The sequence below is a fragment of the Streptomyces fradiae ATCC 10745 = DSM 40063 genome, from assembly GCF_008704425.1.
GTDB lineage: Bacteria > Actinomycetota > Actinomycetes > Streptomycetales > Streptomycetaceae > Streptomyces > Streptomyces fradiae.
Map to the genome: position 1 here is coordinate 2,935,800 of NZ_CP023696.1, position 20,767 is coordinate 2,956,566.

The following is a 20,767-nucleotide window of genomic DNA, read 5'->3' on the forward strand; positions in this document are numbered from 1 at the left end:
CCGCATTGACCGTACGGCGTACTCAGTTTTTTCGGGGGCCGGGGCGCCGCCCCGTACGCTGACGCCATGACCAGCGGCGCGGGCGACACCACCACGAGCGGCAGCGGCGACATCCGCCGCAGCCTGGAGCTCCTGTGGGGCGGGGGCGAGCCGCCCAGCCGGGGGCCGAAGCGCGGACTGACCCTGGACGCGGTGGTCACGGCCGCGATCGAGCTGGCCGACGCCGAGGGGTTCGACGCCGTCTCCATGCGGCGGCTCTCGACCAGGCTGAACATCGGCACCATGTCGCTGTACCGGTACGTCCCCGGCAAGGCCGAGCTGCTGGACCTGATGCTCGACCGGGTGCAGGGCCTCCCGCCGGGCACGCCCGAGACCCCGGACGACTGGCGCGACGGGGTGGAGGCGCTGGCCCGCGGCCACCTCGCCCTCTACCGGCGCCACCCCTGGCTGCTGAAGGTCAACCAGAGCCGCAGCGTCCTCGGTCCGGGCGCCCTGCGCGCGCTGGAGGCGGCGCTGGCCGCGCTGCGCGGGATGGGGCTCGGCGACGAGGAGACCCTGTCGGTGATCATCGCCGTGCAGGCCTTCACCCTCGGGATCGCCCGGATGGAGATCCAGGCGACGGAGGCGGCCCGGGAGACCGGGGTCAGCGACGAGGAGTTCTGGAACAGACAGGAGCCGGTCCTGTCGCGGGCCATGGGGAGCGGCGAGTTCCCGATGATGGCCGAGCTGTCGGAGGACACCTTCTCGAAGGAGTTCGACCACTTCGGGTTCGGGCTGCGGGCCCTGGTGCGGGGGTTCGAGGCGCGGGTCGCGGAGGTACGCGCGGAGCGGGGCGGTCCGGGCGGGGGCGGATGACGGCGTGACCCCGCCGGGGCCGGCTGACGGGGTGACCCGGCGGTGGCCCGTGGCGGGAGGACCCGGCGGCGGCCGGTGACGGGGCGTCGGGGCCGGGGTGGGGATCGGGGCCGCGGCGGGGCGTCGCGGGGCCGGGGTGCGGCGTCGGGCCGGGGTGGGGCGTCGGGCGCCGGGGGTACCGGGCGCGTCCTGATGGAGCAGTCGGCGCGCGGGCGGGCCGGGGGTCGCGCAGCATCGGTGGGGTACAGCCGACGCCGCCGCACAGACCTGGAGGCACGCAGTGCGTCTCGGAAACTTCCTGACGGCCGCCCTCGCGGGGGCGGCCCTGACCGTCCTGGCGGGCGCCGTCCCCGCCGCCGCCGCGCCCGCGCCGGCCGTCTCCCACTGCGCGCCCGCCGCGCCCCTGCGCCAGAGCGCGGCCGAGCGGCCCGCCGGGCCCTCGGTGGGGCTGTGCGTCACGCTCAGCGGGGTGAACATGAACGTCACCGCCGCCGCCGACTGCGCGTGCAGCGTGTCCGGGACGTGGACCGCCCGCCGGGACGGCGAGGACGCGGAGCTGTCCGGGACCCTCGGCGGTCGCGCCGAGTACGCCGGCCCCGGTACGTACGAGATCACCGCGACCGTCAGCGTGGGCGGGGCGGAGCGGAAGGGCGCCGCGCCGCTGGAGGGCACCGTCACCGGGACGTTCGCCCTCGCGGCGCCCCTGCCGGCCGCCGCGCACCGCGTGGAGGTCACCCCGGCGGGGCCGCTCTCCCCCGGCACGACCACGGCCCTCACGTACACCGTCGAGCGGATCACCGACGGCGGCGACGGCAGCGCCCGCCTCGGGGTCATCGCCGAGCCGGACACGGGCGTCCAGCTCGCCTCCACCGACGTGCGCTGCGTCAACCCGCTGACCGGCCGCTACCCGTCGACGGCCCGCAGCCCGCACGCCGTGGACTGCACGCTCACCGACCTCCAGCCCGGCCGGCCCGCCACCGTGACCGTCCATGTCACGGTGCCGCCCGGCGCCTGCTCCACCGTCGTCTCCAAGCTGGGCTACTGGTCCCCGCAGGGCCAGCAGGTGGCCGGCGGCATGGTCAACGGGCCGACCGTGCAGTGCGCTTGACGCCCCCGGGCGGCACGGGCGGGGACGGCGCGGCGTACCGCCGGGCGAGGGCGGTCCCTCACCCACCCGGCGGTACGTGCCCCGGAGCCGCCCGCCCGGCGCCGGGGCGCCCGGACCGGGGCACCCCTCCGGGCCGGCACCACCGGCGCCGGGGCACTCCTCCGGGCCGGGGCCACCGGCGCCCGGGCGCCCGGACCCCGCGGCGCATCAGGCGCCCGGCGCCCCGCCCCCGCCGCCCTTCCCGCCCCTGGCGCGCAGCCTCCGCAGGCCCAGCAGCAGCGCCGCGCCCAGGGCGAGGAGGCCCACGGTGTAGGCCGAGCCGCCCGGCGCGCCGTCACCCTGGGCCTGCCCCCCGCCCGTACCGGCGGCTCCCGTACCGCCCGTACCGCCCGTACCGGACGGGCCGCCCGGCGCGTCCGGTGAGGGCGCCGCGCCCGTGCCCTCCACGGGCACCCGCGCCACCCGGCTCCGCGCGCCCTCCGTGCCGAACAGCAGGGCGGTGCCGTCCGCCGTGTACGTCACCGACTCGGACTGGCCCAGGATCGGCGCCCGCACCCGGTCGTCGGCGCCGAGCCGCCCGTCCTTCCAGGCGTAGCCGCGCGCGCTGAAGTAGCCGCGCAGCACCAGCCGCGTGCCGTCCGGCGAGAAGGCGCCGTCCGTCACCCACGGCACCTCCCCGACGCGCCGGAAGACGTTGACGCCCTCGGCGGACAGCTTCGCCGGGCCCTCGTAGAGGCCGCCGCCCTCCTCGTTCTTCGAGGCGATGTAGGCGCGGCCGGTGCGCGGGTGGACCATCAGCGCCTCCGCGTCGCGCGGCCCGTCCTCGTAGCGGACGGTGTACTGGGTGGCGTCCACGGCGGTGTCGCGCAGCCGCTCGGGCTCGCGGAAGCGGTAGATCCACACATGGCTCCAGGAGCCGTTGAGGTTGTCCCCGATGTCGCCGACGTAGACGTACCCGTCGGGGCCCACGGAGATCGCCTCCATGTCGCGGGGCTTGCCGACCCCGCGCAGGGTGACCGTGGCGACGGTCTCGCCGGTGCGCCCGTCGACGGCGAAGACGCGCGGCTCGTCCTGGTCGTTGTGCGTCCAGTAGACGCCGGGGTGGGCGCGGCTGGCGGCGAGGCCGCTGGACTCGGTGATGCGCGGGTCGGTGAGGGTGAACCCGTCGTCCTCGGAGGCGGCGGAGACGGCGCTGGTGCCGGAAGCGGCGGAAGCGGCGGAGACCGCGGCGACCGGGGAGGCGACCGGAGAGCTTGAGGAGGCCGCGGGGGCGGCCACCGCGGGGCCGGCCGGCGCGAGCAGCGCGACCGCGGCGAGGACGGCGACGGGCGGGCGGTGGAGGGGCATGCCGTCCAGTGTCCATGGTCACGTGGCGTCGGGCACCGCCCACCGGCCATGATGGCGGCCATGCGTCCCAGGTTCATGTTCGTCGGCGACTCCATGACCATCGGCAGCGCCGGCGAGCACACCTGGCGCTACCGGATGTGGCAGCACCTGGAGGCGTCGTTCGGGCCCGGCGGGTACGCCGTCGTGGGCCCCCGCACGGCGCTGTACGACCACGAGGCCGGGGCGCCGGTGTCCACGGCGTACGCGGACCCGGCGTTCCCCGCGCAGGCGCGGGCGCACCTGGCGGGGTGGGGCGAGGGGTGGCTGCACATGGCGCCGGTCGTCGGGGAGGCCGTCGCGGCGGGCCGGGCGGACGTGCTGCTGGTCTCGCTGGGCCTGATCGACCTGGGGTTCTACACGAACAGCGACCAGACGGCGCGCAACGTGCGGGCGTTCGTCGCGGCGGCCCGCGCCGCGAACCCGGACGTGCGGGCGGTGCTGCTGCCGGTCATCCCGAACGTACGGGCCGAGGAGGAGCCGCCCTTCGCGGCGGAGTGCGCCCGCTTCAACGGCCTCCTCGCGGCGGTGGCGGCCGAGCTGTCCACGCCCCGCTCGCCGCTGGTGCTGGCCGACCCGCCGGCCGGGTACGACCTGCGGGCCGACACGTACGACGGCACGCACCCCGGCCCGTCCGGGGAGCACAAGCTGGCCGCCGCGTTCGCCGGCGCCCTGCACCGGGCCTGGGGGTGGGGCGGCCCGTACCGGCCGGCCCACCCCCGCGGGGCTCAGAAGTGCACCCGGCGGTTGTCCGGGGTGACGCGGTAGCGGATGTCCCACAGGTTGCGGCGCACGTAGGTGCGCTGGAGCCAGCGGTCCCGGCCGTCGTAGCGGGCGGTGAAGGTGGACCGCGCGTGGACGCCCTTGCGGTTGTTGATCAGCAGGGCCTGCCCGGGGCGGAGCCGTACGGTGTGGGACACCGCGCGGCAGACCTCCTGGAGCCGGTCGAGGGCGGCCTCGGCGCCGCTGGTCAGGGCCCGCACGCCGTTGGCGGAGATGACGATCTCCGGGTGGTCGCCGACGCCGCTGATGAGCGGGACCGGGTCGGAGAGGACCTCCGTGTCGCCGGCCACGTCGCGGGTGTAGCTGCCGGGGGCGTTGAGCCGGAACAGCGGGGAGCGCAGGGTCTCCAGCACCTCCGGTTCGAGGGCCGCCGAGATGTCGCGGGCGTCGGCGTAGCTGGTCATGGCGACGCCCTCGTGGTCGGCGCGCAGGCAGCTCAGGACGAGGAAGTCCGGGTTGGCGATGTCGTAGCGGCCGATCACGTCGTGGGTGATGTCGCTGTGGTAGTTGAGGAACACCTCCGAGCCCTGGTTCGTCTGGGTGCGGGCGCCGCCCTGGACGGGGATCACGTCGTGGACGAGGCGCCCGTCCTTCTCCGTGGTGACGCCGATCGGCTCGCCCAGCAGGCCGCTCAGGCCGAGCAGGACGCCCTCCGCGACGAAGGTGGCCTTGCCCCGCGCGGGCCCGCCGTCGCCGGGGGTGTCCGGCAGGACGGGGTCGACGGGCAGGTTGCCGACGAGGGCGACGCCCGGCGCGTCGATGTGGCGGCCGAAGTCGACGAGCCGCTGGAGCAGACCGGTCGGCAGGGCGGCGAACGCCTGGAGGTAGCGGGTCATCGCGTGGTCGACGTCCGCGGTGGGGTCGCCGACGGCGGTGAGGGCGGCCCCGAGGGCGTCGCGGACCTCGTCGGGGAGGCGGATCTCCGCGAAGGTGGGCACCGGGGCGGGTGCGAGCGGACGGTCGGCGGTGGCGGTCATGTCGGTCACACTCCTTGCAGTGCGGGTATGGAGCCCGGTTCGGGCAGCGGGGCGTCCGGGTCCTGGAGGCGGTCGTGCAGCCACTGCGCCAGGTGCAGGGCGGCGTCCTCGCCGGACGCGAGGTGGGTGGCGACCTTGCTGCCGCGCAGCGCCGTGACGGGCACCCCGGCGTACGTGCCGGGGGCGAGGCCCTGGCGGCGCTGGAACTCCTCCAGGTCCACGAAGCCGCCGATGACGGCGACGAGCGGCCCGGTGGTGAGGCGGATGGTGTCGATGTTGGCGTGGTGGAAGGCGCTGAACGCCCGGTCGGCGTCGGCGTCGGTGTCGTACGACAGGGCGACGGAGCGCTGGTTGAGCACCACCGCCGACGCCTCGGTGCCGGCCTCGCCGATGACCGAACCGGTGGTGAACGGCGCCCGGTTGAGGCGGCAGACGATCTCCACCCGGTTCTTCTGCGCCAGCCGCACCGACCTGCGGTGCAGCACCTTCGCCCCGTACAGCGACATCAGCGCCGCGATGTTGTACGAGACCTCCTTCAGCAGCCGGGTGCCGCTGACCAGGTGGGGGTCGGTGCTGTAGATGCCGTCGACGTCGGAGTGGATCTCGCAGCGGGGCGCCCCGACGGCGGCGGCGACGGCCACCGCCGACAGGTCCGAGCTGTTCTTGCCGAGCCAGGTCGGGCGGCCCCGCTCGTCGGCGGCCTGCCCGCCCGGCACGACGACCACGTCGTGGTCGCGCAGCGCGGCGCGCAGCGGCTCGGGGTCGGTGTGCTGGAGGCGCGCCCACATGAAGTTGGAGTTGGTGACGAGGCCCAGCTGGTGCCCGGCGAGGACGGTCGCGGAGCGCCCGACCCGGTTGAGGGCGGTGCACAGCAGCTGGGCGCCGATGGTGTCGGCGAGGGTCAGCAGGCCGGCGACGGTCTCGTCCTCCGGGTGCGGGTTGACCTGGCTGAGGCGTTCGCGGAACTGCTCGGTCTCGCCGGGCTGGCCGCTGACGACCACGACGAGCCGGGTGCCCTCGCGCTCGACCCGGTCGCTGAGCGCCTGCGCGAGGTCCCCGTACGCGGCGAGGGTGCGGAAGCTGGACCCGCCGAACTTCAGGACGGCGGGTGCGTTCACGGCCTGGCCTCCAGGGTGCCGCGGGCGACGATCTCCTCGCCGATCTGGAGGGCGTTGAGGGCGGCGCCGATGCGCAGGTTGTCGGCGACGAGCCACAGCCAGAAGGCGCGCGGGTTGTTCTGCGTGACACGGACGCGGCCGACGTGGACGACGTCGGAGCTGTCGACCACGGCCGGCGTCGGGAACGCGGTCGCGCTCTCCCGGTCGTGCACCCGCACCTCCGGCAGGCCGGCGAGGACCTCGACCAGCTCGGCGCGGTCCACCGGCTCCTGGCACTCCACGTACACGGCCTCGGAGTGGCAGTTGGCGACGGGCACGCGGACGCAGGTCGTGGTGACGTCCAGGTGCGGCATGCCGAGGATCTTGCGGGACTCGCGGAGCATCTTCTCCTCCTCCAGCGTGAAGCCGGAGTCGAGGAAGCGGTCGATCTTCGGGATGACGTTGAAGGCGAGCGTCGGGCGGAAGTGGTTCGCCTCGAAGTCGGCGTCGGGGCCCTGGAGGGCGGCCCGGCTGGACTCCTGGAGCTCCTCCACGCCGGAGTAGCCGAGGCCGGAGGCGGCCTGGTACGTGCTGACGACCGCGTTGCGGATGCCCCAGCGGTCCTCGACGCCGCGCAGCAGGCGGACGAGCGGGATGGTGGAGCAGTTGGGGTTGGCCACGACGCCGGAGGCGGGGCGCCGGTCCAGCTCGTGCGCGTTGACCTGCGGGACGACGAGCGGGGTGTCCGGGTCCATGCGGAAGGCGATGGTGTTGTCGATGACGAGCGCGCCCGCCTCGGTGGCGACGGGCACCCACTTCTCGCTGACGGCGGTGCCGGCGGAGAAGAAGGCGACGTCGGCGCGGCCGAAGTCGAAGTCCTCGACGGCGACGACGGTGTACTCGCGCTCGCCGACGGTCAGGACGCGCCCGGCGGAGCGGGCGGAGGCGACCAGGTGCAGCTCGCTGTAGCGGAAGCCGCGGGACTCCATCAGCTCCAGGAGCGTGCTGCCGACGGCGCCCGTGGCACCGACGATGGCGACGCGCGGGGCGGAGGCGGTGGAGGTGGCGGTCGTGGCCGTGGTGGCTTCGGTGGCCGTGGTGGCTTCCGGGGCCGTGGTGGCAGGAGTCATCGCGACTCTCCAATCGTGATCTTGTCGTCTGCGGTGGTGGTCCCGGCGGTGGTCCGGGCCTCGGACGGCAGCGGTGCGGACGGAGAAGCGGGGGCGGACGGGGAGGCGGAAGCGGCGGGGGCGGCCGGCTTCCCGGCGGTGGGCGCGGTGCCGGCGGCCGGGCCGGCGGGCGCCTCGGGGGCGGGGCGGCGCGGGCCGAAGGTCCAGCCGAGGTTCACGCCGAGGCTGGCGCCGACGATGAGCGGGATGCCGAGCGCCTGGAGCAGGGAGATGCTGTGCCCGTACACGGCCCAGTCGCAGAGCATGGCGACGGCCGGGTAGACGAAGGCCAGGACGGCGATCTTCGCGGTGGGCAGCTTCTGGTACGAGGAGTACATCAGCACGTACATCAGGCACGTGTGGATGAGGCCGAGGCCGACCAGCCAGCCCCAGTCGGCGCCCATGCCGGCCATGTCGCCGAAGGTGGCGAAGGGGAGGAGCAGCGGGATGCCCAGCACGACCTGGATCAGCGCGACCAGGTGCGGCCTGACGCCCGTGACGCGCTTGGTGATGACGGTCGAGAAGGCGTAGAACACGGCGGCGAGCAGCGCCATGCCGAGTCCGGCGAGGTAGCCGCTCTTGGCGCCGTCCTGGAAGTCGGAGACGGACACCCCGGCGACGAGGATCAGGCCGGCGAACGCGACGACGAGCCAGCCGAGCTTGGTCGCGGTGATCTTGTCGCGGAAGAGGACGGCGCCGAGCAGCATCACGTAGAACGGCTGCGTGTGGTAGACGACGGTCGCCACGGAGATCGAGGTCGACTCGTACGCCTCGAAGAGGAACGCCCAGTTGAAGACGATGAAGGCGCCGCCGAGGGCGGCCATGCCGACCTTCTTCGGGGTCAGTCCGTGGTTCTTGAAGAAGCCGCGCACCAGGCAGTACAGGCCGAGCGCGATCGCGCCGAACAGGCAGCGGAAGAAGACGACGTTGAAGGGCGAGGCGCCGGACTCGACGACGAAGATGCCGAGGGTGCCGGACAGGACCATCGCCGCGGTCAGTTCGATGGAGCCTTTCAGCTCGGTGTTGCCGGAGCGTGTCTCCGTACTCATAGGGGGTCCTCTCACACGGGGTGGGCGGGGTGGGCGGGGGTGACGGGGGTGACGGGAGGTGACGGGGATACCGGGGCGCGGGGCCGGGCGGGGCCCGCGGGGCGGGCGGGTCAGGCCAGGGGGACGGCGTAGTGCAGGCCGCCCCTGGTCCACAGCTCGTTGAGCCCGCGCGGCACGCCCAGCCCGGAGGCGGCGCCGAGGTTCCGCTCGTAGAGGTCGCCGTACGTGCCGCCCGCCCCGAGCGCGCGGGCCGCCCAGTCCTCGTCGAGCCCCAGCGCGGGGCCGTGCCGGCCCGCCAGCCGGGCGGCCTCGGCGATCCCGGCGGCCCGCCCGCCGGGACCCCGCTCCGCCTCGTCGGCGTGGTGCTCGGCGGCGACGAGGAGTTGCAGCACCCAGCGGCACAGCCGGTACCAGTCGGGGTCGTCGTCGCGGACGGCGGCGGCCATCGGCTCGCGCGAGATGGCGTCGTCCAGGATGACGTGCGCCTCCGGGTCGGGCAGCGCGGCGCGCTCCCCGGCGAGGGCGGTGCGGTCCAGTACGTACGCGGCGCAGTCGCCGCTCGCGTACGCGGCCAGGGTCTCGGCGGGCGTCGGGTACGCGACGGGCTCCACCGACAGGCCGCGCGGGCCGTACCAGGCGGCGAGGTTGGCGGCGCTGGTGGTGCCGGCCTGCACGGCGAGGCGCCTGCCGGCCAGGTCCGCGGGGCCGTGGACGCCGCTGTCCCGGCGCACCAGGAAGCCCTCGCCGTCGTAGCAGGTCACCCCGGCGAAGAGGACCGGCCACGCGGCCTCGCGGCCGAGCGTCCAGGTCAGGTTGCACACGGTCAGGTCCGCGTCGCCGGAGCGCAGCGGGTCCAGCCGCCCGGCGGGGTCGGCGGGCAGCCACTCGACGGCCTCCGGGTCGCCGAGCGCGGCGGCGGCGACCGCCCGCGCCACGTCCGTGTCGAGGCCGGTCCAGCGGCCGTCGGCGCCGCGCAGGGACAGCCCGCGGATGCCCCGGCTGACGACCGCGCGGACGGCGCCGCGGGCCCGGACGCCGTCCAGGGTGCGGCCGGCGGCGGTGGCCGGGCGGTTCAGGGTGAGGGCGTCGCTCATGTCAGGCTCCCCTGCGGGTGGTGGACGCGGGTCAGTTGCTCGCGGTCGAAGCGGCGCTCGTTGTAGCCGAGCATGTCGATGAGGCCCTGCGCGGACAGCGGGCGGCGGGCGGCGGCCGGGTCGGCGGTGACGGGCATGGCGCCCGGGTCGCCCCAGCGGAGCAGGCCGCGCGGGTCGACGAAGGCGCGGGCGCGGTTGGCGTTGTCGAGGTGCAGGCAGTACGGCACGTCGAGGTGGCCGCGGGCGAACGCGGCGACCAGGGCCGCGCCGACGGTCGGCGCCAGGTCGAGGGTGGAGTCCACGAGCATCCGGGCCTCCTCGTAGACGCCGGTCTCGGTGGCCTGGTGCGGCCGGCCGTGGCGGGCCTCGTCGTCGGCGACGTACGCGGCGAACTCCAGCGCGTCGACGTTCTCCTGGACCGTGGGGATGCGGTGGGCCTCGGCGGGCGTCTTGACGATGAGCCGCTCGGTGCCGCTGCGGACGGCGAGCCGGGCGCTGTCCTCCAGGATGCGGAACGAGCCGACGGGGGTGCGCGGGTAGACGCCCATGTAGGTGTAGAGGACGACGTGCCAGTCCAGGCCGGAGAGGCGTTCCCCGGCCAGGCGGCGCAGCGCGGCGAGGGCCTCCAGGTCCTGGCCGGCGTGGGTCTGCTGGGCGTAGCTGAGGGAGATGCTGCGCAGCCCGTGCTCGGCGAAGAAGAGGGCTTCCAGGACGCTGAGCGCCACGAGCAGGCCGGGCGGGCAGAGCTGGCCGAGCATGCACCCGCCGAAGCTCTCCAGGTGCATCTGCCGCTCCTGCGCGGCGAGCAGCTCGCAGCAGCGCGACCACGCGTCGACGGCCTCGGTCAGCGGGACGCGGCTGTAGGGCAGGCAGTACGAGACGGGGCCGCCCTCGGTGGCGTCGATGTCGGCCTCGACCATGGCCTCGAACAGGGGGTACGGGAGGGCGGAGCCGTGCCGCACCTGGACGGGGAAGTCCGGTCCGGCGACCCCGTCGAGCATGGCGGTCGTCGCCTCGGCGCCGTGGGCGACGAGCGGGAAGCCGTTGAGGTCGGCGCCGGTGCGCAGGGCCTCGCGGGCGGAGTCGTGGTCGTTGACGCGGGTGTAGCTGTCGAGGGTGACGGTGCCGACGGAGGCGGCGCGGGCGGCGCGCACGCCGAGGAGGCCGTCGCGCATGACGGGGATCTCGGCGAAGCCCATGCGGGGCTGGACGACGAGCCCGCCCGCCTGGCTGGTGCGGTGCACGAAGGCGGAGAAGCGGTTGCCGGTGCCGGGGCGCACGGCGGGGGCGGGGGCGCCGGAGCCGGACGTCGGGGCCGGGGGCACGGCGGGGGCCGTGGCGGTGCCGGTCGCCGGGGTCAGGAGGCTCATGCCAGGGCCTCCGCCATCCGGTCCTCATGGGCCTCGCGTGCCTTGTGCGCCTCGTAGGCCTCGCGGGCCTCGCGGGCCACACGGACCCCCATGGCCTCACGGTCCTCACCGGCCTCGCGGGCGGCGGGCGCCTCGGTGCCCGGCACGCGGACCGGGGGCCGGGGGCGCGGCAGGGCGCGGGGCGCGGGGCGCCCGGAGAGGCCGAGGAACTCCTGGAAGTTGCGCAGCCCGCCCTCGGACTCGAAGACGCCGTCGAAGCCTCCCTCGGCGAGGCCCTCGATGAATTGCACGTTCTCCGCGCCGCGCACGCCGAGCTTGCCGCCGATGACGACGCGCAGGTCCTTCAGATCGGGTTCGCTGCGAATCTTCTTGATGAGCCGGAGGCCGTCGATGTGGCCGTGCCCGTTGACGGTGCTGAGCACGAGGACGTCCGGCCTGGCCTTCCGGCATTCGTCGATGATGACCTGGTCGGGGACGCAGGCGCCGAGATTCCGGACCTCTCCGCCGTGTTCCTCCAGGAGCAGTTGAAGGAAGACCAGGTTCCACATGTGGGCGTCGGAGGAAACGCTCGACACGATGAATTTTCTGGCCGGGCGCACGATATTCGTCATGACCTTCTCCGCAATGGGGGGAGTGACGGATGAAATGCTGTCCGCTCGGGTGCTGGGGGGTCCAGGACGGACCCCAGGGCATTCCCGATGGCGCTTATCGCCCGCTTCGATGCCCGGCGGTACGGGGTGGCGGATGCGCGGCCCGCGCCCGGGGCGCCCGACGACGCGCGGCGGTGCGCGTCGGTGCGTCGGCGCGCGTCGTGTCGGTGCACGACGGTGCGTGTCGGCGCTGTGGTGCCCGGGGCCCGGCGCGGTACGCCGAGGTGCCGGTGGTGCCGGTGGTGGCGGTACGGGGAGTGCCGGCGGTGAGGGGCGCGGGGCCGGGCCGCCGCGCGGGGCGCCACCCCGCCGAGGGGGCGCGGGGGGTGCCGGTGGCGCGGGGGCTGCCGGGGGGCGGCGCGGCGGGCCGGCCGTGGCGCCCGCGCGGCAGGTCAGTCCGTCCCGCCGCCGAGGGGGGCGGCGCGGTCGGCGACCCGCTCGTACTCGCTCGCCATGCACTCCATGGTCCGCTCGACGAACAGCCGCATCTCGCGGGTCTGCCGGCGGCCCCGGCGCCAGGCGAGCTGGGTGTACACCTCGAACGGCGGCTCCCAGGCGAGCGCCGCGAACGAGCCGGCCGCCAGGTCGTCGGCGACGGTCATCGTGGGCAGCAGGGCCACGCCGAGCCCGGCGGCGAGGCCGCGCTTGATGGACTCGATGTTGCCGAACTCCAGGAACGGCACGGGCTCGCCGGTGCCGTCGTTCAGCTCGGCCTCGAACAGCTCCCGGTAGGCGCAGCCGGCCTCCGGGGCCAGCACCTGCACCTCGCGGAGCTGGTCCAGGGTGACCTTCTCCTCGCGGGCCAGGGGGTGGCCGGGAGCGGCCACGACGACGAGCGGCTCGGCGCCCAGCACCTCGCTGTCGACGCCGGGGTGCTTCGTCTCGGCCTCCATGAGGAAGCCCATGTCGAAGATGCCCTGGCGCAGCGCGTACAGGGTCTCCGCGCAGAGGCTGGGCCGCAGCACGAGCTGGAGCTGCGGGTAGCGGTGGTGGAAGAACTCCAGGACCGGCGGCATGCGGTAGGAGGTGATGCTCTCCATGGTGCCGACGGTGAGCATCCCGGACGGCTCGCCGCCGCCCGCCGCGATGCCGCGCGCCTCACCGGCGAGGGCGAGCATCTGCTCGGCGTACGGGAGGAGCCGCTGCCCGGCGGGGGTGAGCTGGATCCGGGCGCCGAGCCGCTCGAACAGCTCGGTCCCGAGGGACGACTCCAGGCTCTTGATCTGGGCGGTCACGCTCGACTGCGCGTACCGGAGCTCCGTCGCGGCCCGGGTGAAGCTCAGCAGGGTCGCGACTTTGTGGAAGGTGGTCAGTTGCCGAATGTCCACGGGGACTCCCAGGGTTCGGTCACGGGGGCGGGTGGCGGCCACGAGGTCACCGCTGCCAGGTCCAGTCGTCCTCGCCGCTGTCGGTCGACGTGGGGGCCGGCGAGGTCGACGCGGAGGCGACCAGGGCGGACGACGCGTCGACGCTCGCCACGGCGGCGGAGCCGGCGAGGGCGGCGAAGCCGAGGACGGCGGTGGCGGCGGCGGCACGAACGACGAGACCGAGCGGGAACATGGCTGATTCCTTAAGTTGAAAGGCGGACTGAAACAGGCACGGTTTACGCGTCCGAAACTCGCCTGTGAAAGGCGCGAAGACGCGCGGTGTGCCGACGCACGGAAAGAGCGATGCGCCAGACGTACTTCCGGAAGGCCGCCGACGGTTCCGGTGCCGTCGACGGGATCAAGCTTTGCCGGTCGCGCGGTGCCGGTGAAGCGGTATCCGGTGGCCAGATCCGTCCTTGACCCAAGGTGTCCACGCCCGGAGCACCGCGTTCCGGCCCGTTCGGGGCACCCGCATGGGCTCTGACGTGGACGGAAGGGCAATAGAGCCTTGTTGCCGAAGTGGAACCGGCCCTATCATCGCGCGGATGCTCCAGGCATATTCGCGGCTCAAGGGGGAGAGCTAGATTGCTCGAAACGCTCGGACTGGACGGAACCGCCGAGTCGGTCTACCGCCTGATGCTGAGATGCCCGGGCGACGACGAGGAGCGATTGGGGAGCCGGCTGGGCATCCGGGTCGAGTCCGTGCGTACCGCGCAGGAGCGGCTGGCCCGTCTGGGCCTGGTGCAGGACTCGTACGAGCACCCCGGCCGGCTGCGGGCCGTCAGCCCCGACCTGGGCCTGGAGTCCCTGCTCGCCCGCCAGTCGGCAGAGCTGGCCGCGCACCAGCACCGGATCGAGATGTCCCGCGCCGCCGCCGCGAAGCTGATCTCCGAGTACGCGGGACAGGAGGCCGACGCCGCCAATCCGGGCGTCGAGCAGCTCGTGGGCCTCGACGCCGTGCGGGAGCGGCTGGCGTCGCTCCAGCGGGACATCCGCCACGAGGTGCTGTCCTTCGCGCCGGACGGGGCGCAGACGGAGGACGCCCTGCGCTCGTCGCGCCCGCTGAACGAGCAGCTGCTGCGGCGCGGGGTGCGGATGCGGACGGTGTACCTGGACTCGATGCGCAACAGCGCGGCCACGGTCGCCCACGCGGACTTCCTCACCGAACTGGGCGCCGAGGTACGCACGGTGGCGGCGCTGCCGACGCGCATGCTGATCGCCGACCGGGAACTGGCGCTGCTGCCCGTGGACAGCGAGGACACCAGCGCGGGCGCGGTGATCCTGACGGGCCGGGGCACCCTGACGGCGCTGTGCGCCCTGTTCGACAGCATCTGGGAGATGGCCGCCCCGCTGGGCACGGTGCGCCGGCGGGACGTGAACGGCCTGAGCGGCCAGGAGGCGACGGCGCTGCGGCTCCTCGCGGAGGGCCACACCGACGAGGCCATCGCCAAGCGCCTGGGCGTCTCGCACCGCACGGCCCGGCGCATCGCGACGCAGCTCATGGAGCGCCTGGGCGCCCGCAGCCGCTTCGAGGCGGGCGTCAGGGCGGTCCAGAACGGCTGGCTCCCCCGCGACCGCTGAGCGCCGCCGCGCACCCGGGCCCCCGGCGCGGGCCCCCGGCGCGGGCCCCCGGCACGCGGGCTCCCGGCACACCCCCTCCCGGTGCCTGCCCCCCGGCGCGCTCCACCCTCCCGGCACGCGGGGCCTTCCCGGCACGCGCCCTCCCGGTACGCGGAGCCTCGCCCCGTGCGGGCCCTCCCCCGGGCCCAAACCCAGGCCCGAAGCGGCCACCCCGCGCGCTCCCGCCCCGAAGGCCCAGCCGCGGCCCCCTCCGGTGCCGCGCGCACCCGCCCCCGCCCGCTCCCGCCCACGCGGCGGTCCGCTACCCCGCTCCGCCGCGGCGCCGCTCCCACTCGGCGCGGGTCAGCGCGTACGCGACCTCCCCGTGCTCGGAGCCCTCGATCCGCTCGGGCCACTCCCCGAAGTACGTCCGTACGTACCCGAGCCCGCTCTTCTCCATGACGCGCCGGGACCCGGTGTTGACCGCCATGGTCTCGGCGGTGACCCGCTCGGCGCCCAGCACCGTGAAGGCCCGCTCGACGAGCGCCCGCGCCCCCTCCGTGGCGTATCCGGCGCCCCAGGCCGCGCGCCGCAGCCGGTACCCCAGCTCCAGGGTGTCCGCGCTGTCCTCGCGGACCGGCCGCAGCTCGAACCACCCGAGGAACACGCCGCCCTCCCGCGCGGCCCAGAACCCCGGCAGCCCGCCGAGGCACGCGTAGGGCCGCATGAGCCGGGGCAGCACCCGCTCCCGCACCTCCTCCGGCGGCGTCGGCCGCCCACCGGTGAGGTACCGCATCACCTCGGGGTCGGCGTCCAGCCCGACGACCAGCGGCTCGTCCCACACGGTGAAGCGCCGCAGCTCCAGCCGGTCGGTGCGCAGAAAGGGCTCGTCCTCGACAGTCACGCTCCCATCGTCACCACCCCCGCCGCCCGGCCTCCACCGATTAACCGGGACACCGACCCCCGCGAGGCCTACCGCTCCCGCAGCACCGGCTCGAGCATGTCCCGCAGCTGCTCCTCGTTCAGCGCCTTCATGGCCCGCGCCGCGATGCGACCGTCCCGGTCGATCACGAGGGTGGACGGGATGATCTGCGGGTTCAGGCTGCCCTTCGGGAACCGCAGCAGCAGCTCCCCGTAGGGGTCGTAGATGCTGGGGTACGTGACCCCGTAGTCCTCCTCGAACTTCACCGGCTGGGTCTTGTCGCGGTTGCGGGTGTTGATCCCCACGAACTCCACGCCCTCACCTTTGAGTTCTTTCGCGGCCTTGGCGAAATGGGGCGCCTCCGCCCGGCAGGGGTCGCACCACGACCCCCACACGTTGAGCGCGACGACCTTGCCCCGGTAGTCGCCCAGATCGATCCTCTCGCCCTGAAGGCTCTCCCCGGTGAGCCGGGGCGCCGCCACTCGGCGGGCCTTCTCGACCCGGTCGACACCGTCGTCACCGGCCGTGAACCCGGCGGTCGGCGGGGTTCCCCGGCCGGGAGACCCCGTGGTGCAGCCCGGTATGAGGAGGAGGCAGGCGGCAGGCACCAGGACGCGCGCCCGAAGGCGCCGCGCCGGCCGCCGCCGGACAAGGGCGGTCACGCTGTCGGCAGTCATGGCGACAGCCTTCCACCGCCCGGCAACCCACGGCGCGGCGGGCCCGCGCCGCGAGCCGCCCCTCCGCTCCGCATGCTTGAAGCAACCGCGAGGAGGCCGTCTTTTCGACCGTGTGTCGAGGACTGTACGGTCCGAGCGCGTTTCAGCGAAGGGGAAGTGAGTCGATGGCCCGAGTAGCTCTGCCGGCGGCCGCGGCCATGCTGGCTCTGCTGACCTGCCTGCCGAGCTGTACATCGGCTTCTACCGCCGTCGAGGGCTGTATGGGGAAGCAGGCGGTCGGCATGACTTCCGGACAACTCGCGGGTACCTACCGGGGTGACGGCGACGCGAAGGGTGTGAGGCTCACCTGACTGCGTCGCAGGGCAAGCCGTGTCTGTAAGCACTCGTTTCGGCTCCGGTGCACGGACTTCCTTTGGCTCCACTCACCGGCTGGAGGGGGCGTGGATTGGTGTGATCCACGAGCCTGCAGCAAGGTGATTCGGCCCGACTTCGAACGAGTGGTTCCGCTGGCCGGGACCGGGGGTCGGCGCGGTAGTTTCGGAGCCTCGGTCAGCCTCTCCAGATCGAGACGTCTGTCCCTCCGGATCGCGGCGAACAACTCAGCCCGCGACAAACCCACCCCGGCCTCCCGACAGACCGCGATCAACACACACGGCCGCCGACAAGACCGTGATCGACGCACACACCCTGCCGTCGTCGGGCGGACGGAGTAGTGCATTCACTATTCACTCCGAATTGGGCACGTCGCAGCCGGAGCAAGCAGGCCAGGCGTGTCGGTGATGCCTCAGTGCTGGATCAGGCCACCGACCGGGACGGGAGGGACGTGGCCGGTCGCCGGAAGGGTCTGCGCCAGGGCGAGGCCGATGTCGACCAGCGATGACCGTCGCAGCTCGACGACGTCGGGGATCGGAGTCCAGACTGACTCGGCGGTCTCGCCGTTCGGCTCGGGCCGGAGCTGGCCGCCGGTAATGCAAACCTGGTAGAAGATGCCGACATTCTGATGCTCGCGGTCGCCGGGGACGTTGCGTTCCGCCGCGGGGATCACTCTTGAGTCCACTCCCAGCAAGCGTTCGACCACAGCCTTGCAGCCGGTCTCCTCGGCGACCTCCCGGATCACTGCATCGAACGGATCCTCCCCGTGCTCGACCCTTCCGCCCGGAAGAGTCCAGTTACTCCCGCCCTCCGGTGTGACGTGACGGGCGAGCAGCACCCGCCCGTCCTCGATGCACACGGCGTACGCCGCCAACCGGAAACTCATCCCCGCACCTCCCATTGGACCCTATCCACGGTCCAGAGTCCGCGCACCGCTACGCGGAGTGGAGCCAGAACGACTTCCCACGCCCTGGCGCTACTTCTGTTCCGTGCAGTGGAGCCTGAAGAAGTGCTTACGGGCAGGCTGCGGCTCCAGGGCGACTGAGCCCGCCCGGACGGGTGCCGGCCGGTGAGGGTGCATGTGGCGGGGCCCTTCGATGGGAGGTGGTTCCGCCAGTGCTCCATGGTGGCGACGGTGTCAGGCTCGGTTCGCTTGCAGCCGTGCGTCGAGGACCGCACGCGGAATCCGCCCGCGCGCGGGTACGTCGATTCCGTTCGCGCGGGCCCATGCCCGGACCGCCGCAGCGTCGATCGGCCCCTGCGGGACGACGGACTCGGTCTTCCACGCACTCGGGGTCAAGGGCTCGAACATCGCTGGAGAGTCGAGGAGATCCGCCGGGAACTGGGGCACGCGGGTGAGTCCGCTGAGCACGGCGACGAGAAAGCCGGTCAGTGACCCGTCGTGGGTGTACCAGCGGGGGCCGCGCGCTTCGTTGACGGCGACGCGCCAGGCGTCCGGATCGGCATCCGGCGCGGTGATCCAGAAGATGCACTCGCCGTTGTCGGTCGATCCCACAGCGAAGAGATGATCCGGGTCGCAAGGCACCGGATGCGTGCCCTGGTCGTAGTCCTTGCGCAGGTGAGCGCGCATCCGCCCTGGTACGGGGCCCGTGAGACCGACGAACTCGGTCACACCGTGCGGGTGGAAGACGCTCAGGAAGTCGCTGAACCTTCCCGGCCCGTAACGCTCGGCGAGCCGCTTGTAGTCGCAGGGCAGCCGCTTGCCCAAGTCCGCCTCGACGGCGTCCCACCGGATGGTCGTGGGCCGACCGGGCGGGGGCGGGGGGCAGAGCCGCACGAGCGCGGCGAGGTCGGTCACGAGAGTCCTCGGTGGCATCGGGGTGGTCGAGGCGGTCCGGGTACTCAAGGTAGTCCCGCACGCGTCGACTTGGCCCTCGTCGCCCTCGGCTGGTTGGCCGACCGACGCCCGCGCCGTGCAATGCCACCCCACCCACGAGCGGCCGGAAAGGGCCATCGGCGGCCGTACAACCTTCACCCTTCATCGAATGTCTGAGCGAGCGGTACGCGCCATGGGCGTGCCGCTCGGCCATCTCCGGAAGGGACCTCCTTGGCTTCCGCACGTTCCCCCCGACGCCGGCTCGCCGCCTCCGTCGCGCTCGTCCTCGCCGTGACGGTCGGCGCCGGTGTCCTCGCCTCACCGGGGGCCACGGCCTCCCCCGCCGCCGCCACGGGCGCCCCCGCCCTCGTTCCGATGAGCACCACCAGCACCACCAGCAGCGACGCAGCCCTCCTGCCGGTCGGCGCCGAGGTCGTCAGTGCCGGCGAGACCGGCCACCTCACGTCCCGGAAGGACGACACCGGCGCCACGGTCCTGGAGTGGCGCCGGACCGCAGACGGGTCGGTGACACCCCTCGGCTCGGGCACCGTGGGCCACGACAGCGGCTCCGACACGGTCGTGACCGGCGACGGCGGCAGCGTCGTCCACCTGCGGGACATGGCGCCCGGTGCGGACTGGTCGGCCTCCTTCGACCTGGCCGCCGAGTTCACGGCGGGTGCGAAGCTCGTCGGGGTGATCGGCCGGAACCTGTACGTCAAGGTCCCGACCACCGCCGACTACCACGAGCTGTGGCACCTGACCGAGGTGGACGGCGCCGCCCGCAAGACGAAGCTCAGCTCCGGCGCGTACGGCATGGACTACAAGGTCGTCGCCTCCACCGGTTCCCGGGCGCTGCTCCTGGGCACCAACCGGGTCTTCTCCGGCGCGGGCTTCCGCACCCACTTCTGGCAGGCGACCATGACCGTCGGCAGCGACGAGGTGGTGGACCGCACCGGCGTGGAGAGCATCGGGCCGTGGCGCGCGACCTCCACGGGCGCGCTCACCGCCGACTACACGGCGCGGGTCGAGTACCCCTCCGCGGGCCCCCGGATCGTCGTGGACGGGGACCGCGTCCACCGGGACTTCCCCCTGGACGCCGGGCAGGCCGACGCCCGCGTCGCCGGGATCCTCGGCGACACCCTGCTCTACGGCGTCCCCGGCACGGCGGACGGGCAGACGCCCGCCCCGCTGTACGCCCGGAGCGTCACCGACGCGACCGCCGAGCCGTACCGGCTGCTGGAGCACCACTCCAGCGTCGCCCACGCCCCCGACGGAGGGCTGCTGGTGCGCGGCGCCACCGCCGACGCGGACGGCCTGTTCCGCGTGTGGGTGGGCGACGACGGCCGCCCGGCCGCCACGCTCGTCGCCGACACGGGCCGGGTGAAGGCCCTCGCGGTGACCGGCTCGCAGGTCCCCGCCACGGTGGACCTGGAGCGGCCGGGCGCCCTCGCCCCGATGGAGTGGACCCTGACCCGCGCGGACGCCACCGTCGACGTCACACTGACCCACACGGCCACCGGCAGGGCGCGCACGGAGCGCCTGGCGCAGCCGGCCTCCGGCACCCGCTTCGCCTTCACGTGGGACGGCCTCCTCGACGGTGCCAGCGCCCCGAACGGCGCCTACACCTGGCAGGTCACCGCCACCCGCGCGGACGGCTCCGGCGCCCCGGCGACCGCCTCGGGCGGCTTCCGGGTCACCCGCGAGGCCAACCCGCACGACTACAACGACAACGGTTCGACGGACGTCCTCGCGCGGGACGCCTCCGGCGTGCTGTGGCGGGACGACCTCCTGGACTGGCCGTCCGAGGGCGGGATCGAGACCGCGCAGCGGGCGAGCATCGGACGCGGCTGGCAGATCTACGACCGGATCGAGGCCGCCGGGGACCTCGCGGGCGGCCCCGTGGGCGACCTGGTGGCCCGCGACACCTCCGGTGTCCTGTGGCTCTACCAGGGCACGGGCGCGGGCACCTTCACCGCCCGTACGCAGATCGGCAAGGGCTGGCAGATCTACGCCACGCTCACCGGCGGCAGCGACCTCACCGGCGACGGCCGCGCCAACCTCCTCGCCACCGACACCGCCGGCGACCTGTGGCTGTACCGGGGCACGGGCAGCGCGACCGCGCCCTTCGCGGCCCGCGTCCGGCTCGGCGGCGGCTGGCAGGTCTACCGCGAGATCACCGCCGTCGGCGACATCGCGGGCGGCGCGGCGGGCGACCTCGTGGCCCGCGACGCCGCCGGGGTCCTCTGGCTCTACCAGGGCAACGGCGCCGGCAACTTCCTGGCCCGCGTACGGGTCGGCTCCGGCTGGAACGCCTTCACCCACCTCGTCGGCGCGGGCGACGTCGACGCCGACGGCCGCCCCGACCTGGTCGCGTACGGCCCGAACGGCACGCACGTCTACCGCTCCACCGGCTCGGCGACGGCCCCGTTCAGCCGCCTGACGACCACCCTGTACACGGGCGAGGGCACCGCCTTCGACACCATCGCGTAACACCCCC

General features: G+C 74.2%; 19 protein-coding genes. 5 read left to right on the forward strand and 14 right to left on the reverse strand.

The features are described from left to right. Nucleotides 1-66 precede the first annotated feature (66 nt). Both CP974_RS12895 and CP974_RS12900 read left to right on the forward strand, forming a co-directional pair. A complete protein-coding gene (locus tag CP974_RS12895; RefSeq protein ID WP_037938150.1) occupies nucleotides 67-855 on the forward strand; it encodes a TetR/AcrR family transcriptional regulator in 789 nt (262 codons plus the stop codon). 280 nt (nucleotides 856-1,135) lie between these two features. After that, nucleotides 1,136-1,963, forward strand: a complete 828-nt coding sequence (locus CP974_RS12900) for a hypothetical protein (RefSeq protein WP_031132692.1) — start codon at nucleotides 1,136-1,138, stop codon at nucleotides 1,961-1,963. Between the two features lie 207 nt (nucleotides 1,964-2,170). On the opposite strand, the gene CP974_RS12905 is transcribed toward CP974_RS12900, so the two are convergent. Further along, nucleotides 2,171-3,310, reverse strand: coding sequence for a hypothetical protein (locus CP974_RS12905; protein ID WP_031132694.1), 1,140 nt, complete (start codon nucleotides 3,308-3,310; stop codon nucleotides 2,171-2,173). Between the two features lie 60 nt (nucleotides 3,311-3,370). Between CP974_RS12905 and CP974_RS12910 the strand changes: the two genes are divergently transcribed. Beyond that, nucleotides 3,371-4,114, forward strand: a complete 744-nt coding sequence (locus tag CP974_RS12910) for a GDSL-type esterase/lipase family protein (protein ID WP_373276711.1) — start codon at nucleotides 3,371-3,373, stop codon at nucleotides 4,112-4,114. Here CP974_RS12910 and CP974_RS12915 read toward each other — a convergent pair. From CP974_RS12915 to CP974_RS12955, 9 genes are all read right to left on the reverse strand, one after another. Next, nucleotides 4,075-5,106, reverse strand: a complete 1,032-nt coding sequence (locus CP974_RS12915) for a TauD/TfdA family dioxygenase (protein WP_031132698.1) — start codon at nucleotides 5,104-5,106, stop codon at nucleotides 4,075-4,077. The genes CP974_RS12910 and CP974_RS12915 overlap by 40 nt on opposite strands. 5 nt (nucleotides 5,107-5,111) lie before the next feature. Then, nucleotides 5,112-6,224 (reverse strand): amino acid kinase family protein, encoded by a 1,113-nt coding sequence (locus tag CP974_RS12920; RefSeq protein ID WP_051839555.1) that lies wholly within the window; start codon nucleotides 6,222-6,224, stop codon nucleotides 5,112-5,114. Next, nucleotides 6,221-7,333 (reverse strand): aspartate-semialdehyde dehydrogenase, encoded by a 1,113-nt coding sequence (locus CP974_RS12925; RefSeq protein ID WP_078915664.1) that lies wholly within the window; start codon nucleotides 7,331-7,333, stop codon nucleotides 6,221-6,223. The genes CP974_RS12920 and CP974_RS12925 overlap by 4 nt, the downstream gene beginning before the upstream one ends. Further along, the gene (locus CP974_RS12930) at nucleotides 7,330-8,421 is read right to left on the reverse strand and encodes a DMT family transporter (RefSeq protein ID WP_078915665.1); all 1,092 of its coding nucleotides are present in this window, start codon (nucleotides 8,419-8,421) and stop codon (nucleotides 7,330-7,332) included. Before CP974_RS12930 ends, CP974_RS12925 begins: the two co-directional genes overlap by 4 nt. Before the next feature lie 110 nt (nucleotides 8,422-8,531). Next, the gene (locus CP974_RS12935) at nucleotides 8,532-9,515 is read right to left on the reverse strand and encodes a transporter substrate-binding domain-containing protein (RefSeq protein ID WP_031131704.1); all 984 of its coding nucleotides are present in this window, start codon (nucleotides 9,513-9,515) and stop codon (nucleotides 8,532-8,534) included. After that, on the reverse strand, nucleotides 9,512-10,885 hold the full coding sequence (locus CP974_RS12940; protein ID WP_078915597.1) for a methylaspartate mutase: 1,374 nt from the start codon (nucleotides 10,883-10,885) through the stop codon (nucleotides 9,512-9,514). The genes CP974_RS12935 and CP974_RS12940 overlap by 4 nt, the downstream gene beginning before the upstream one ends. Beyond that, on the reverse strand, nucleotides 10,882-11,496 hold the full coding sequence (locus tag CP974_RS12945) for a cobalamin B12-binding domain-containing protein (RefSeq protein WP_078915598.1): 615 nt from the start codon (nucleotides 11,494-11,496) through the stop codon (nucleotides 10,882-10,884). Before CP974_RS12945 ends, CP974_RS12940 begins: the two co-directional genes overlap by 4 nt. A gap of 431 nt (nucleotides 11,497-11,927) precedes the next feature. Further along, entirely contained in the window at nucleotides 11,928-12,863 is a 936-nt protein-coding gene (locus CP974_RS12950; protein WP_031131698.1) for a LysR family transcriptional regulator, read from the reverse strand. 46 nt (nucleotides 12,864-12,909) lie between these two features. Then, nucleotides 12,910-13,095 carry a hypothetical protein gene (locus CP974_RS12955; protein ID WP_031131697.1) on the reverse strand — a complete coding sequence of 62 codons (186 nt, stop codon included), beginning with the start codon at nucleotides 13,093-13,095 and terminating at the stop codon, nucleotides 12,910-12,912. A gap of 392 nt (nucleotides 13,096-13,487) precedes the next feature. On the opposite strand from CP974_RS12955, the gene CP974_RS12960 reads away from it, so the two are divergent. Next, the gene (locus CP974_RS12960; RefSeq protein WP_031131695.1) at nucleotides 13,488-14,483 is read left to right on the forward strand and encodes a helix-turn-helix transcriptional regulator; all 996 of its coding nucleotides are present in this window, start codon (nucleotides 13,488-13,490) and stop codon (nucleotides 14,481-14,483) included. 301 nt (nucleotides 14,484-14,784) lie between these two features. Here the strand turns inward: CP974_RS12960 and CP974_RS12965 are convergent, their stop codons facing one another. The 4 genes from CP974_RS12965 to CP974_RS12980 all read right to left on the reverse strand — a co-directional run bounded on the left by CP974_RS12965 (nucleotide 14,785) and on the right by CP974_RS12980 (nucleotide 18,252). Then, nucleotides 14,785-15,366 (reverse strand): GNAT family N-acetyltransferase, encoded by a 582-nt coding sequence (locus CP974_RS12965; protein WP_031131694.1) that lies wholly within the window; start codon nucleotides 15,364-15,366, stop codon nucleotides 14,785-14,787. Between the two features lie 68 nt (nucleotides 15,367-15,434). Then, nucleotides 15,435-16,061 (reverse strand): TlpA family protein disulfide reductase, encoded by a 627-nt coding sequence (locus CP974_RS12970; protein WP_031131692.1) that lies wholly within the window; start codon nucleotides 16,059-16,061, stop codon nucleotides 15,435-15,437. A 784-nt stretch (nucleotides 16,062-16,845) separates the two neighbouring features. Beyond that, nucleotides 16,846-17,319: an NUDIX hydrolase gene (locus CP974_RS12975; RefSeq protein ID WP_031131691.1), complete on the reverse strand. Its 474-nt coding sequence runs from the start codon at nucleotides 17,317-17,319 to the stop codon at nucleotides 16,846-16,848. Between the two features lie 252 nt (nucleotides 17,320-17,571). Next, a complete protein-coding gene (locus CP974_RS12980; protein ID WP_223844364.1) occupies nucleotides 17,572-18,252 on the reverse strand; it encodes an SMI1/KNR4 family protein in 681 nt (226 codons plus the stop codon). A gap of 249 nt (nucleotides 18,253-18,501) precedes the next feature. Between CP974_RS12980 and CP974_RS12985 the strand changes: the two genes are divergently transcribed. Continuing rightward, entirely contained in the window at nucleotides 18,502-20,760 is a 2,259-nt protein-coding gene (locus CP974_RS12985; RefSeq protein WP_031131687.1) for an FG-GAP-like repeat-containing protein, read from the forward strand. Nucleotides 20,761-20,767 lie beyond the last annotated feature (7 nt).